The following is a 13,858-nucleotide window of genomic DNA, read 5'->3' on the forward strand; positions in this document are numbered from 1 at the left end:
TATGTTGAAATATTGTTATACTAGATTAAAGTGTCAGTAGTTTGTCTGTATAAAAATTCAATCATATGTAATTTTTAACCAATTTAATTGTAGCTTTTAACTCGTTTTATAACAAAGTAATGTTATAAAAACATGAATGATGTAAATGTTTTTCTGTTTAAAGCTCAAAATTCAATTGTTTTTGTAATAGTCTTATAACAAGATGTGAGGGGAGATTTTGAATGGACACAACATGTCGAGCTCATAGAATAGTAGATTGGGAAATAGATCAAATTGCAATTTCATGCTTAATAGAAATGAGGTTTTAATCAAAAAATGAAAAAGTATGCTGTTTCTACATATGTTTATTTTATTATCCCTTCTTTAATTGGTATTTTTCTATTTATGACACCTGTCTTAACAGAAGAAGGCTGGAAGGTACCGATTGCGATTTTAGCAAATGTTTTAGCAACTATTGTTGCTCCTATTATTAGTTATTTTACAATTCTTATGTTTGCTATTTCAGCAATTGGCGCACTTATGGCTAAATTTATACCACGTAAAAACGTGAAAAACCCAAGTATTTTAGATACATTGTTTTATGTTAATTGGTTTTGGACGATTACCCGCTGTATCGGCTTAGTTTTTGCTTCAATGGTTGTCTTTAACTTTGGTCCTTTTGCCATCAATAACGAAAATACTGGTGGACTACTGATGGACCCTAATGGTGGTCTTGTGACATTTTTATTTACCATCTTCTTGTTTGCTGGTTTCCTTCTGCCGTTTTTAACTAACTTTGGACTTCTTGAATTTTTCGGTACAATGATGGTGAGAATTATGCGCCCCCTATTTAAAAGTCCAGGACGTTCTTCCATTGATGCCCTTACTTCATGGGTCGGTGATGGAACGATAGGTGTGTTAATGACAAGTAAACAATATGAGATGGGGAACTACACCAAAAAAGAAGCAGCCATTATTGCAACAAGCTTCTCTGTAGTATCTATTACATTTTGTATCGTAGTATTGGATACGGTTCATTTGGCACGCTATTTTATTCCTTACTATTTAACAGTGGTCTTTTGTGGAATTGTATTAGCGATTATTATGCCTCGTATCTATCCACTTGCTCAAAAGGAAGATACCTATATAGATGGTACGCCTGTAGACTATTCACGTGAGCAATTACCAGAGGGCTATAATTCAGTCTCACATGGCTTAGAAAATGCACTAGCTGTTGCCCATGCCAATCGTGATCCACGCAAATTTATAAAAGATGGATCTAGAAATGTCATTGATTTATGGATAGGTGTTGCACCTATTGTAATGGCTTTTGGTACGGTTGCTTTGATGCTGGCTGAATTTACAAGTATCTTTGTGATTTTAGGCAAACCCTTCGAGCCTATTTTAACAGTACTTGGCTTACCAGAAGCAGCTGAAGCTGCACAAACAATGGTGGTTGGCTTTGCAGATATGTTCCTGCCTTCTATTTTAGGTGCGGGTATTGAATCGGATACTACTAGATTCGTTATAGCAGTGGTTTCTGTCACGCAGTTAATTTATATGTCTGAGGTGGGTGGACTTATTTTAGGTACGAAAATTCCATTGAAATTTTTCGATTTAGTGGTGATATTTTTATTACGTACACTTATCTCACTTCCAATTGCTGCATTAGTGGGCCACCTTTTATTCTAATCAAAATGCCAAGTCCTAGATGGACTTGGCATTTTTCATGAAATGAATAGCATAGGATTTCTTTACTCGCTTCCATAAAACTAGCATATAGAAAAATAGCACTAAAATAATAAGATAACCACTAAGCGTAGGGCTCTCTACATTTCCCATAAAGTTAAAGAAATTATTGAATCCATGGAAAAGAATAGTAATAATAATCGATTGCCCATCTAAAATAAGTAAAGAAAGAACAAGGCCCACTAAAAGGGCATAGATGATTTGAATAATAGTATCTTCAAGCGATTGCCCACCAAGTAATTGTAAAGCATGTGTAATGCCAAACAATAAACTAGAAATGAATACCGCTGTAAAAGCACCCTTGGCAAGAAGCATTCGCAGCATAAGGCCCCTAAATATGGTCTCTTCTATAAATGCCACAATAAGCACTTGCATTAAAAACATAAAAATAAGATCGCTAATCGATGTGAGATTTAATCCTTTAGTACTTACAAGGATGATTCCTAAAACAAAAAGTAGCGGTAAAATCATTAATAAATGATTCTTTTGAATGGGATGAAAGAAATACATTTGCCAGTTTTTTCTCAGGGCAATATAAATGAAGAGTCCCAATGCTAGTGGAACTAACATAACAAACTGTAACAAAGGGCTTGATGGTTCTTTAATAGAAACAAAAGCTCCATTACCAACATAGAAAAGTATGATAAGAAACTCTAAGCCAATTATTTTGGCAATCACTTTTTGTTTCATTCTGTTCATTTCCTCCTAATCATGCTAGCAGTAATTAATAGGAAGACACTTAAAAAGAGAGTGCTTCCGAAAAAAATAGGGAAATACATTCTAAAATGATGTTAAAATCCACAACACGTAATAAATGTACTCGTCGTAATTAATGAACTATTATCCATTGTATCAAATTTTTTCCTCAATTTTGAATTGGCTTTTTTTGGTGTGATTTGCCGATCAAATAAGCACTAAAGGGAAGAAAGGAAATAATTTTTATGAGCAGCATACAGACCATTAAACTAGCTAGAAAAAGTGAAATAACTTGTAGAAAAGTAGTAGGGAGTAATGCACTATAGGGTGCTAGATATTCTTGAATAAGCCAGTGAATTAAAAAGATACCAAAGGAATAACGACTGATGATATGGATGAAGGGCAGCTTAGGCAAAATTTGAGCAAACGCTAAAATAAAAATCGTCATCGCTAACACAAATAGCATCATATCGATTCTTCGTGATGTAAGTTGCTGGTCGCCTAAATAATAATTTATATAGATCATGACTGTTGCAAGTATGACCGATAAAACGGTAAAGAACTTATATTTAACGATATAATACATGAATCTTTCATAATGACGACCAATAAAATAGGCAAATACAAAATATGGAAGCCAACCTATGAAGAGCAGTCGCATAAAATGATCATTTTCTACGAAGGTATCTAGATTTAATTTTGCTAGTGTCATATAAAAAATCCCCAGTAAGAACATAATAGGAGCAAACCATATACTGGATAGCTGATATTTATTCACAATAAAAAAGAGAATATAGAGCTGAAAAATGGTCATGACAAACCAGCCAGAAAAATCCCCTAAAATAATGTGACGGTACAAGGCATCCCCAAAATTTTCGTGATAATGAAAGGCTGCATTAGCCGCATATAAAATACCAGCAGCTACAAACGGCATGACGATAAACTGAAATCGATGCCATAAAAAATGGGAAGGTAGCTGATGCTGATAGCGATTAGATAATATTAAAATAGATAATAAAATGAAAATGGGTGTAGCGGCACATAATAATAGTCTAAAAAATTGATAGAATGGTTGATCAATAAAGCCATTAATAATTTCAATATTTGTCGTTGCGTGCAATAGCACAATACTTAAACAAGCAATAGCTCTCAATGCGTTCCACTCGTATACGATCTCAATCACCCTCAATTTCAGTAATTTGGCGGGCATCTCCTGCCAGGATGCAACCTAACTAACTATATGAATTTGGCATTATGGTTAAAACCGGCCTGTCTTGTCACTCGAAAATAGTTTAGTTCGCAAATTATTATTAAAAACACCTAGTAAACTTGTCAAAAGCTCCATTTTTGCATATGTGTCACATAACCTCCCTGCATATACTGGGTCAAGAGGGGGGGAGGTGAGCTTTTATGAGAATTAACTGGAAGGTTCGTCTTCAACATATACCATTTTTACTAGGGCTATTTTCATTGTTACTCTTACTCGCACAACAAGTAGGGGCGATTTTCGGCTTTGATTTGACAGCTGCAATGAGTGAGCAAATTGCATCTATTTTAAATACAGTGCTATCTATTCTTGTATTAATGGGTGTCATAGTGGACCCAACGACAAAAGGTACAAGTGATAGTGAAAAGGCATTAATGTATAGGAGACCACGATAAAGTATTCGAAAAGTGTAATTTTACAATAAGGATAAATATGTTATAATGTTAGAAAATTGATAAAGTGGGGAGGATGATTGAATGTCCCTTGAAATGGAACGAAGAGTGGCTAAACTTGAGGAGGAAATGGCAGATTTACGTCAGGAGTTAAGTGAATTAAGGCGAATTCAAAGCAATGAAAAAATAAATACTCTTGATGCAAGACAGTCCATGATCGAGCAATCGGTTCCAATACAACCAACACCAACTCCAACACCAAAACCGACAGTGGAGCCGAAGTCTACCCCAGTCAAAACAGCACAAAAAGAGGTGCAACCACAGCCATCGATGGAGGAACGTGTTATGTGGGCACTTCCAAAAGTATTCATGGTTATTTTAGTTATGGGGGTACTTTGGGGTCTCAAACTTGTTAGTGACTATGGTTATTTATCGAATGGCGTGAAAATCATCCTTGCCTATTCATTATCGGTAGGTTTGGCGATTATCGCTTATATTCTGGAACGTAGAAAAGTAGGCTCACCTGCTATTACGGTCTCATTATATGGTGGAGCATTCATTGTTGGGATATTAACGACTGCAGCTAGTGCCATTTTGTATGAAATCATCCATCTTACACCAGCGCTTGGTATTACAGTTCTTTATATTGGCTATGGTATTGCCATAAGTTACTTAAAGAAAAATGAGGCATTAACTATTTTTGTTGCTTTTACCTCGTTATTACTACCTTATTTATTAGAATATATGGACTTTAGTGCCATCATTATTTTACTATTTGTTATCGTTTTATTTGCCATGCTGCAATTGGTTGTCCAACAGCACAAGCAAAAGCTTGCTCTTTATATTTCAACCTTTTTCTCAGTGCTGGCAATAGGTGTTGTAGCATTTATGAATCATGACAAGCAAGTTGTCTTTGCTTTTGGTTTACTTGCTATACTGGCAATCTTTTATGTAAGCTGGTGTCGATTATATAATGCACAATCTAAATGGAAACCTCTTCATATTGGTCTCCAATTTTCGTTAGGGTCATTTAGTTTATTGCTGATGAACCTGATCATACGTTCACTCGAATATGGAGAAGCGGTGCTACTTATTTTCATTGCTTTATTAATAGCATTAGCGTTTTATAGTCATCGTCAAAAATGGCAGGAAGTATTTGATAGTGCTATAACACTCGCATTTATTGCCGTATGTAATACGATACTTATTATGAATATACCTGATAAAGTGGATGATTTACTATATCCATTGATCGCATTTGCAGGTGTAATGATGAGCTTACGATTACGTGCCAGTATGATGAAGGTAGTCACATCATTTTTCCTTGTGATTACATTGTTGCTAAACTTCATTTTCCATGAACCGACACCATTTATTAGCTTTGAGCATTTAAGTCTGTTCATGCCAATTATTTATCTAGTAGTCATTTACTTGTATGCTAGACGTCCAAAAGAAACGTTATCACCTTTTGAGAAAGTCATGAAGGATTTATATGCCATAGATATTTTAGCAGTAATCGCCACAGGTTACTTCTTAGCTTATATAAGTAAACTAGATTCAGCCTATTTCGCGGCAACAAATGGTATTCAGTATTTGATGTGTATTGCACTAGCTGCTTTGTTTGCAGGATCTCTGCTCGTGTCAGAGAAATTCAAAGGGCGCGCATTAACACCTGTCCTTGGAGCATTCTTTATAGTATTATCTTTGATGATCAGCACAAAGCCTTCTATGATGGATAGCTTAAATATGATGACCAGATTAGTTTATATAGCGGTAATTATGGCGATTATTGTAGACGTTCTAGTAAAGGGCCGTATATATCGGCTTTATGAAGAGCGAATGGGGAAATATGTAGACACTATTGTTAGCTCAGGTGTCGTACTCACAATGATCTCAATCTGGGGGCTAGTTCATCAATTTACGTATAGTCATCTACTTGATTGGAAGCTAAGTATAGCTCTTACAACGATTACATTATTCCTCACAGCGAGCATTTCGCTATGGATTAGTTCCACGCAACACTTAAAAACGCTTCGTACTACAGGTTTTGTTATTTTAGTCATTGCGTTTATCAAGCTTATTTTCTTTGACTTATCAGCCCTTGATTTATTAATTAGAGCTGTTCTATTTATAGCAATTGGTGGCATTGGCATGCTGTTGTCAGGTAGGTTGCTGAGGAAATAAATTGAAGAGATTCCAATGATTTTTGGAATCTCTTTTATATTGTGCTAAACTGATACTACTCTTACTCTACTCCTTCTTTTTTGTACCGTATGACTTCAAACCTTTTATGAAATATTCTTCAAATACATCTCTCATTATCAATGTCCATTGTTGAATAACATTCGATACGTGGATTGCTGAGCAAGACTACAATAATTATATGAATAGGCGCATCATACTTATTGTGTATGGGCGCCTATTGGTTTAGGAGGACATAAATTTGGAAATGGCTTATACAATTATCATTTTTCTAGTTGGTCTAGTCTTTGGCTCTTTTTATAATGTAGTTGGCTTACGTGTGCCGCGGAAGGAGTCTCTTGTATATCCCTCCTCCCATTGTACGAGCTGTCAGAGACAATTGACGGCTCTTGATTTAGTGCCAGTATTGTCTTATCTGTTTTTAAGAGGAACATGTCGAGGCTGTGGTTTTAAAATTTCTTGGTTATATCCAGCGATAGAATTGTTAACTGGGGGATTATTTGCCTTTGCTTATTTGGAGCTAAACTGGAGCTTAGAATTTATAGTAGCTTTATCGTTTATCTCATTGTTAGTCATTATAGTTGTTTCAGATTTTACCTATCTGTTAATTCCAGATAAGATTCTATTATTCTTTTTGCCTTTTTTGGTCATAGGACGTGTACTGTCACCTTTAACACCTTGGTGGGACAGCCTAGTGGGTGCACTCGTTGGTTTTGGCATATTATACAGTATTGCGGTTTTATCGAAAGGTGGAATGGGAGGGGGAGATATTAAATTCTTCTTTTTAATTGGTCTCGTTCTCGGCACTATTCATACGCTGTTGACTTTATTTTTTGCCGCTTTCATTGGTATGATAATCGGAATAGTTGTCTTATTAAAGCGTAAACAAGGAAGACAAACACCTATTCCCTTTGGTCCATCTATTGCATTAGCCGCTACGATTGTTTATTTCTACGGAGATTCGTTCATCAATTGGTATTTAGGTTATTGGTAAGTGTTTAATCTTCAATTCTGTGGAGGGGAATCAAGTGAAGCCGATTATTGGAATTACAGCTTTTGTAGAAGATGATTTATCAGCTCATTTAAATGCTGCTTACAGCAAAAGTGTTATTGAGGCGGGCGGTATCCCCCTTATTATTCCGTTAGGTGTGGAGGAAGATGCTGCTCAAATTTTAGCCCTTACAGATGGCTTATTGCTCTCTGGAGGCTATGATGTACATCCTTTCCTATTTGGAGCGGAGCCTTCACCAAAGCTAGGTAAAATTCATCCAGCTAGAGATGCCGTGGAATTAGCATTAATTGAGGCTGCATTTGTACGGAAAATGCCTATTTTCGGCATTTGTCGGGGTATCCAAATATTAAATGTTGCATTAGGTGGGACGTTATATCAGGACATTGATAGTGACCATTATAGTACGAAGCTAATCAAACATATGCAACAAGCTGGTAGGTCAGTAGCAACGCATTATGTACAAATTATTGCGGAGAATTTATTAGCGACTATTCTGGAACAAGAGAAAATTGCCGTCAATTCTTTTCATCATCAGTCAGTGAATGTACTAGCGGAGAATTTAAAAGTAGCGGCGAAATCAAGTGATGGCATTATTGAAGCAGTGGTGCACGAGGAATTACCATTCTGTTTGGCTGTGCAGTGGCACCCAGAGGAATTGGCTATAGCGGGAGATCAGCATGCACAAAAGTTATTTGCAGCGTTTGTTGAAGCAAGTTTGAAATTTAAAAAAGAGGCATAGAGAGGTCATTGTAAAAAGAATCCAATAGTTTGTGGATTCTTTTTTTGCGTAAAAAAGAGGATATATGCTCAGTGAAGGAACACAATCCTCAAACCCTCATTTAATTAATGTACACGGCGATAAAGACCAACAACTTGTCCCAAAATTGATACTTGATCGACGATAATCGGTTCCATTGAAGAATTTTCAGGCTGTAAGCGGAAATGGTTTTTTTCCTTAAAGAAGCGTTTTACAGTAGCTTCATCCTCAGCTGTCATGGCTACAACAATGTCTCCGTTAATGGCTGTTGACTTTTGCTTTACGATCACTAAGTCACCATCTAAAATTCCCGCTTCAATCATCGATTCACCCATAATTTCTAGCATGAATAACTGATCCTCACTCGTGCCATATGTATCTGGCAGTGGGAAATACTCTTCAATATTTTCGATAGCTGTAATAGGAGAACCTGCTGTCACCTTCCCTACAAGTGGTACATGGATGACATGTTGCTTTTGGATAGATTCCTCAGGCTCAAGAATTTCAATAGCACGTGGCTTTGTTGGATCTCGACGAATAAAACCCTTTTGTTCTAATCGAGCCAAATGACCATGAACAGTTGAACTTGAAGCAAGTCCAACAGCTTCCCCGATTTCACGGACTGATGGCGGATACCCTTTAGCTCGTACCTCGTCTTTAATGAACGCTAATATGTCCTCTTGTCTTTTCGATACTTTTTTCATGATTGCTCACCTCTTTTTTCTAATATCAATCTTCTTATTTGATAGTATAACAGAATGCGAACACGTATGCAAACATAGGTTCGAAAAGTGTTTGACAAAAACGTTTGTTCGCTTTATTATGAGAACATACATTCCGAACAAACATTCTAGAAATGAGGTTATAATGATGACATGGTTAAAGAAAAATACACATATCACTATATTATTAGGTGCTTGCTTACTCTTCGCAAGTTACCTTTACATCACTGATCCGGGGGATGTTAATTACGCTGAAATTCAAATCGAACATGGGGATAGCTTGTGGTCGTTAGCAGAACAATACCGTGGTAAAATGAGTAAAGAAGATTGGATTAAGCTTGTCAAATCAGAAAATGAGTTAGCAGACATTAAAATCGTGGCAGGTAAATCTCTAGTCATTCCAGTTTTGAGTGATCAAGCCAGTCCCATCAAAACTATTGAAATTGCGAGAAACGAACAATGAAAAATAATCAAATGACGGCTGTTGTCTATTGCCGAGTAAGTACTGAAAAAGAAACGCAAAGCTCCTCATTAGAGCGCCAACAAGAAGAATTAGTGCGCTATGCTAAAGAGCAAGGCTATGAAGTAAAGGGTGTTTTTAAAGATAAGCATAGCGGTTATGATGTTGAACGCGAAGGCTTACTGGAAATGCTTGATTTTATAAAAGAGAAGGAAATAAAAGCTCTTTTTGTACAAGATGAAACTCGTTTAGGTCGTGGAAATGCAAGAATGGCAGTATTGCATCTATTACAAAAATCAGCAACAGATGTTTATTCGATGCGTGATGCAGGACCAGTCCAGTTAAACGAAATGGATACGATGCTACTAGAGATTTTAGCAATTGTAGAAGAATATCAACGTAGAATCCATAATGCAAAAATTCGCAGAGGTATGCGTCGTGCTGTGGAAAATGGCTATCGCCCTGAAAATAATCTATCCAATCGTGGCAATCCACATGGTCAGGAGCGGAAAGAACTGCCTGTTGATGAAATTGTGAAGCTACGTAATCGTGGTTTTACCTTTGAGGAAATTTCCATTACGCTTAGAGGACTAGGCTTTGAGGTAAGTAAGGCAACCGTACATCGCCGATTCCAAGAGCATCAAGAAAGATTAGCAGGCAAATAATATAGCCCGCTAATTTTTTTAATACAAGCTTTCGATAATAACATTTTTGGGTAGTTCAAAAGGGTTATCTTTATTAATTCGATCATAAAACATAATGCCGTTTAAATGATCGATTTCATGCTGTACAACGATAGATTCATAGCCTTTTAAAGACATCATAAATTCCTGTCCATCAATATTATAGGCTTTTACTTTAATTCGTTCATATCTTGGTACAAAACCGTGAACAGGTCGATTAACAGACAGACACCCTTCCCCCTCAGGCAAATAGATCATATTAATAGAATGGCTCATTACTTTTGGGTTAATGAACATCATTTCATGTTTTTGGTCGTGATCCTCAAAAAATACAGCAAACATTCTTTTATCAACGCCAATTTGATTGGCAGAGAGGCCACTACCAGGACGGAGTTTATACTTTTTTATTAAAATCGGGTCTTGGCTGTTTTTTAAATATTGAAGCATAGATAATAATATATGTCGGTCCTCTAAGGGAACTGGTATGGCAACGTCTTGCGTTTGTTTTCGTAATAGGACTGAGTGTTCTTTTACAAAATCTTTCATAGTAATCATGTAATCAGGATGAAATTTTGCCATCGAAACATACCTCCTCAATAGGACTTCTTCAGAAGTTCATCAAGCTAAATTGTATGGTTGGATCATACATCATTAACCAGAGCCCAACAATGTTTATAGGCGCGCATTTTCACAAGTGTTTAACGTTCTTCTAACCTTCTAATAAATTGTTCCAATCTTCACGTAAAACTGCGTAATAGTATTCGTCCCACCATTCCTTCCCATATGGTATACACTTTTTAAAATAACCTTCACGCCGCATTCCGATCTTTTCCATAACTTTATAGGAAGCGATATTTTCGGGCTGACAGGTTGCAATAATTCTATGAAGTTTCTTTTCATTAAATCCATAGTCTAATACAGCACGGGCAGCTTCAGAAGCAAAGCCTTGATTTTGAAAAGCTGGATTTAGTACCCAACCGATTTCATAAGTATGATCGCCGAAACAAGGATGGAAAACGATATGACCAATCACTTGCTTGCAATTATTTGAAACAATAGCAAAATGTTTTGCTTTGTCGTTACTATTTTCTGCAATAAATTTCTTTGCCTGTTCTTCATTGAAAACACCCTCAGGCATATAGTGCATCACTTTTTCATCTGAAGTATAGCTATAAACAGCTTCCCAGTCCTGCTCTTGAAATGTTCGAATGAGTAATCGCTTAGTTGTCACGTTCACATGTATATCCTCCAATATATAGTTAAATTTTTCCTTCCATATAATATTTATACACTTCAAACATCTGGAAGTCATGTATTTTTTATTTCAACAGCTTGAATAAGGGCTGGTATAACTGCATTTAATGGGAAACCGTGCTATACTTTGCATACTGAGTTCAATAAGGTAGGTACTGAAAGGTGTGTAACGATGTTATCAAAAGAAAAAATTAACCGTATAAATGAACTTTCTGCTAAAGCGAAAAGTGGTCAACTAACGGATGAAGAGGCAAAGGAGCGAACAGCGCTTCGTAAGGAATACTTAGATACATTTAGAGCAACAATGCGTGATACGATTGAAAACGTAAAAGTGGTTGATGCAGAAGGAAATGATGTCACGCCTGAGAAGGTAAGACAAGCGAAAAAAAATAAATTTCTAAATTAATGTGACACAATTCAACAAAGTATGTATGAAAATACAAATAGTATTACAAAAGCATTGTTTTCTAAAGCAATGTTGACTAAACTGTAGAAGAACAATTATAGGACGAGAAAGGATGTCACAATATAATGACTCAACATGCGGATTTATTAGCAATTAATGCTATCCGAACTTTGTCAATCGATGCTATTGAAAAAGCAAATTCTGGTCACCCAGGTTTACCAATGGGGGCAGCGCCAATGGCTTATACGCTTTGGACAAAACAATTACGCCATAATCCAGCGAACCCAAAATGGTATAATCGCGATCGTTTTGTATTATCAGCTGGTCATGGTTCCATGCTTCTTTACAGCCTACTTCACCTAGGCGGCTATGGTTTACCAATGGAAGAAATTCAAAACTTCCGCCAATGGGATTCATTAACACCAGGACATCCTGAATATGGTCATACAGTAGGTGTGGAAGCGACAACTGGTCCTCTAGGACAAGGTATTGCCATGACTGTAGGTATGGCAATGGCTGAGCGTCATTTAGCAGCTACTTACAATAAACCAGGTCATGACATCGTTGACCACTATACATTTGCATTATGTGGTGATGGTGACTTAATGGAAGGCGTTGCAGCAGAGGCTATTTCATTAGCTGGTCACTTAAAACTTGAAAAATTAATCGTGCTTTACGATTCTAATGATATTTCTTTAGATGGTGACTTAGAAAAGTCATTCTCAGAAAATGTACAAAAACGTTTTGAATCTTATGGTTGGAATTATTTAAAAGTTGCAGATGGCACAGATGTTGATGCGATTAACGCAACTATTGAAGAAGCTAAAAAATCAACTGGCAAACCAACATTGATTGAAGTGAAAACAGTGATTGGTTTTGGTTCTCCAAATAAATCAGGTAAAGCTGATTCACATGGTGCACCACTTGGTACAGATGAAGTGGTATTAACAAAAGCTGCTTATGAGTGGGCACACGAGCCTTTCCAAATTCCTGCTGAAGTATATGATACGTTTAATGCTGCAGCTGAAGTGCAAGGAGTTCAGTCTGAAGAAGCTTGGAATACGAAATTTACTGCTTATAAACAAGAATTCCCAGAGTTAGCTGCTCAATTTGAACATGCTATGAATGGTGAATTACCAGCAGACTTCGCTTCTGAATTACCAGTGTATGAAGCTGGTAAATCTGTTGCAACACGTTCTTCTTCTGGTGATGCGATTAACGCTATCGCTAAGAAAACACCATCATTCTTTGGTGGCTCTGCTGACCTTGCTGGCTCAAATAAAACAACGATGAAGGGAGCAGGCGATTTCTCTGCAGACGATTATGCTGGTCGCAACATCTGGTTTGGTGTTCGTGAATTTGCAATGGGCGCTGCTTTAAACGGTATGGCTCTTCACGGTGGTTTAAATGTATTTGGTGGAACATTCTTCGTGTTCTCAGATTATGTTCGTCCGGCAGTTCGTCTTTCAGCATTAATGGGTCTTCCTGTAACGTATGTATTTACACATGACTCGATTGCGGTAGGAGAAGATGGTCCAACCCATGAACCAATTGAACACCTTGCATCATTACGTGCAATGCCTAATTTATCTGTTGTTCGCCCTGCGGATGCAAATGAATCAGCTGTTGCGTGGGAACTTGCCGTTGCATCAGAAAATACGCCAACAGTATTAGTATTGTCTCGTCAAAACTTACCTGTTCTTAACGCTTCTATTGAAACAGTACGTGAAGGTGTAACGAAGGGTGCTTACACAGTATCTCCTGCTACTAAAGAAATAGCGGATGCGATTTTAATTGCAACAGGCTCAGAGGTTTCACTTGCTGTTGAGGCACAAAAAGCATTAAAAGCTGAAGGCATGGATGTAGCTGTCGTTTCAATGCCATCTATGGACCGCTTTGAAAAACAAGATGCTGCTTACAAAGAATCTGTTTTACCAAAAGCTGTCACTAAACGTCTTGCGATTGAAATGGGTGCATCATTCGGCTGGCATAAATATACTGGCTTTGAAGGTGATGTGCTTGCAATCGATAAATTTGGCGCATCAGCTCCAGGTGAAATTGTAATGGAAAAATACGGATTCACTGTAGAGAATGTAGTTGCAAAAGTAAAAGCACTATAAGATTTTTAATAAAATACCGCAACACTCAGCGTACGTATGAATTCGCAGGGTGTTGCGGTATTTTTTTTGCTATTGGATGCCGTATCACTAAAGGAATGAACAAATACATCCCGTAGCAAGAGTCTTCTAAAATATGTTTAATTAAAAAAACTGCATATG

Annotated in this window: 14 protein-coding genes; 9 read left to right on the top strand and 5 right to left on the bottom strand. The window is 36.9% G+C overall.

The window, feature by feature from the left end; all coding sequences use genetic code 11:
* Positions 1–315 precede the first annotated feature (315 nt).
* A complete protein-coding gene (locus KVT27_RS02940; RefSeq protein ID WP_036124220.1) occupies positions 316–1,671 on the top strand; it encodes a YjiH family protein in 1,356 nt (451 codons plus the stop codon).
* A 15-nt stretch (positions 1,672–1,686) separates the two neighbouring features.
* Here the strand turns inward: KVT27_RS02940 and KVT27_RS02945 are convergent, their stop codons facing one another.
* Positions 1,687–2,418, bottom strand: coding sequence for a CPBP family intramembrane glutamic endopeptidase (locus KVT27_RS02945; RefSeq protein WP_217580643.1), 732 nt, complete (start codon positions 2,416–2,418; stop codon positions 1,687–1,689).
* A gap of 175 nt (positions 2,419–2,593) precedes the next feature.
* Positions 2,594–3,607 (bottom strand): acyltransferase family protein, encoded by a 1,014-nt coding sequence (locus KVT27_RS02950; protein WP_244294745.1) that lies wholly within the window; start codon positions 3,605–3,607, stop codon positions 2,594–2,596.
* A gap of 227 nt (positions 3,608–3,834) precedes the next feature.
* Here KVT27_RS02950 and KVT27_RS02955 point away from each other — a divergent pair, with 227 nt between their 5' ends.
* The 4 genes from KVT27_RS02955 to KVT27_RS02970 all read left to right on the top strand — a co-directional run bounded on the left by KVT27_RS02955 (position 3,835) and on the right by KVT27_RS02970 (position 8,036).
* Positions 3,835–4,086 (top strand): phage holin, encoded by a 252-nt coding sequence (locus tag KVT27_RS02955; RefSeq protein ID WP_025114039.1) that lies wholly within the window; start codon positions 3,835–3,837, stop codon positions 4,084–4,086.
* 81 nt (positions 4,087–4,167) lie between these two features.
* Positions 4,168–6,267 (top strand): DUF2339 domain-containing protein, encoded by a 2,100-nt coding sequence (locus KVT27_RS02960; protein ID WP_208704553.1) that lies wholly within the window; start codon positions 4,168–4,170, stop codon positions 6,265–6,267.
* A 259-nt stretch (positions 6,268–6,526) separates the two neighbouring features.
* Positions 6,527–7,279, top strand: coding sequence for a prepilin peptidase (locus KVT27_RS02965; protein ID WP_036147535.1), 753 nt, complete (start codon positions 6,527–6,529; stop codon positions 7,277–7,279).
* A 34-nt stretch (positions 7,280–7,313) separates the two neighbouring features.
* The gene (locus KVT27_RS02970) at positions 7,314–8,036 is read left to right on the top strand and encodes a gamma-glutamyl-gamma-aminobutyrate hydrolase family protein (protein WP_036147536.1); all 723 of its coding nucleotides are present in this window, start codon (positions 7,314–7,316) and stop codon (positions 8,034–8,036) included.
* A 104-nt stretch (positions 8,037–8,140) separates the two neighbouring features.
* Here the strand turns inward: KVT27_RS02970 and lexA are convergent, their stop codons facing one another.
* Positions 8,141–8,758 (bottom strand): transcriptional repressor LexA, encoded by a 618-nt coding sequence (gene lexA / locus KVT27_RS02975; RefSeq protein ID WP_008174697.1) that lies wholly within the window; start codon positions 8,756–8,758, stop codon positions 8,141–8,143.
* Between the two features lie 166 nt (positions 8,759–8,924).
* Between lexA and yneA the strand changes: the two genes are divergently transcribed.
* Together yneA and KVT27_RS02985 are read left to right on the top strand one after the other, a co-directional pair.
* Positions 8,925–9,239: a cell division suppressor protein YneA gene (gene yneA / locus KVT27_RS02980; protein WP_025114043.1), complete on the top strand. Its 315-nt coding sequence runs from the start codon at positions 8,925–8,927 to the stop codon at positions 9,237–9,239.
* Positions 9,236–9,901 carry a YneB family resolvase-like protein gene (locus tag KVT27_RS02985; RefSeq protein WP_036124235.1) on the top strand — a complete coding sequence of 222 codons (666 nt, stop codon included), beginning with the start codon at positions 9,236–9,238 and terminating at the stop codon, positions 9,899–9,901. The genes yneA and KVT27_RS02985 overlap by 4 nt, the downstream gene beginning before the upstream one ends.
* 18 nt (positions 9,902–9,919) lie before the next feature.
* On the opposite strand, the gene def is transcribed toward KVT27_RS02985, so the two are convergent.
* The gene (def, locus tag KVT27_RS02990) at positions 9,920–10,498 is read right to left on the bottom strand and encodes a peptide deformylase (RefSeq protein WP_150907991.1); all 579 of its coding nucleotides are present in this window, start codon (positions 10,496–10,498) and stop codon (positions 9,920–9,922) included.
* A gap of 130 nt (positions 10,499–10,628) precedes the next feature.
* Positions 10,629–11,156, bottom strand: coding sequence for a GNAT family N-acetyltransferase (locus tag KVT27_RS02995; protein WP_217580645.1), 528 nt, complete (start codon positions 11,154–11,156; stop codon positions 10,629–10,631).
* Positions 11,157–11,345: 189 nt separating this feature from the next.
* On the opposite strand from KVT27_RS02995, the gene KVT27_RS03000 reads away from it, so the two are divergent.
* Both KVT27_RS03000 and tkt read left to right on the top strand, forming a co-directional pair.
* The gene (locus tag KVT27_RS03000; RefSeq protein ID WP_008174688.1) at positions 11,346–11,579 is read left to right on the top strand and encodes a DUF896 domain-containing protein; all 234 of its coding nucleotides are present in this window, start codon (positions 11,346–11,348) and stop codon (positions 11,577–11,579) included.
* A gap of 125 nt (positions 11,580–11,704) precedes the next feature.
* The gene (tkt, locus tag KVT27_RS03005) at positions 11,705–13,699 is read left to right on the top strand and encodes a transketolase (RefSeq protein ID WP_217580647.1); all 1,995 of its coding nucleotides are present in this window, start codon (positions 11,705–11,707) and stop codon (positions 13,697–13,699) included.
* The last annotated feature ends 159 nt before the right edge of the window (positions 13,700–13,858 follow it).

The organism is Lysinibacillus sp. GbtcB16 (assembly GCF_019091145.1).
Taxonomy (GTDB): Bacteria; Bacillota; Bacilli; order Bacillales_A; family Planococcaceae; genus Lysinibacillus; species Lysinibacillus fusiformis.

Bases quoted from the DNA above. Each gene is read 5' to 3' on its own strand.
- KVT27_RS02940 (WP_036124220.1), top strand. From the start codon at position 316: ATGAAAAAGTATGCTGTTTCTACATATGTTTATTTTATTATCCCTTCT.
- KVT27_RS02945 (WP_217580643.1), bottom strand. From the start codon at position 2,418: ATGAAACAAAAAGTGATTGCCAAAATAATTGGCTTAGAGTTTCTTATC.
- KVT27_RS02955 (WP_025114039.1), top strand. From the start codon at position 3,835: ATGAGAATTAACTGGAAGGTTCGTCTTCAACATATACCATTTTTACTA.
- KVT27_RS02960 (WP_208704553.1), top strand. From the start codon at position 4,168: ATGTCCCTTGAAATGGAACGAAGAGTGGCTAAACTTGAGGAGGAAATG.
- lexA (WP_008174697.1), bottom strand. From the start codon at position 8,758: ATGAAAAAAGTATCGAAAAGACAAGAGGACATATTAGCGTTCATTAAA.
- yneA (WP_025114043.1), top strand. From the start codon at position 8,925: ATGACATGGTTAAAGAAAAATACACATATCACTATATTATTAGGTGCT.
- KVT27_RS02985 (WP_036124235.1), top strand. From the start codon at position 9,236: ATGAAAAATAATCAAATGACGGCTGTTGTCTATTGCCGAGTAAGTACT.
- def (WP_150907991.1), bottom strand. From the start codon at position 10,498: ATGGCAAAATTTCATCCTGATTACATGATTACTATGAAAGATTTTGTA.
- KVT27_RS03000 (WP_008174688.1), top strand. From the start codon at position 11,346: ATGTTATCAAAAGAAAAAATTAACCGTATAAATGAACTTTCTGCTAAA.
- tkt (WP_217580647.1), top strand. From the start codon at position 11,705: ATGACTCAACATGCGGATTTATTAGCAATTAATGCTATCCGAACTTTG.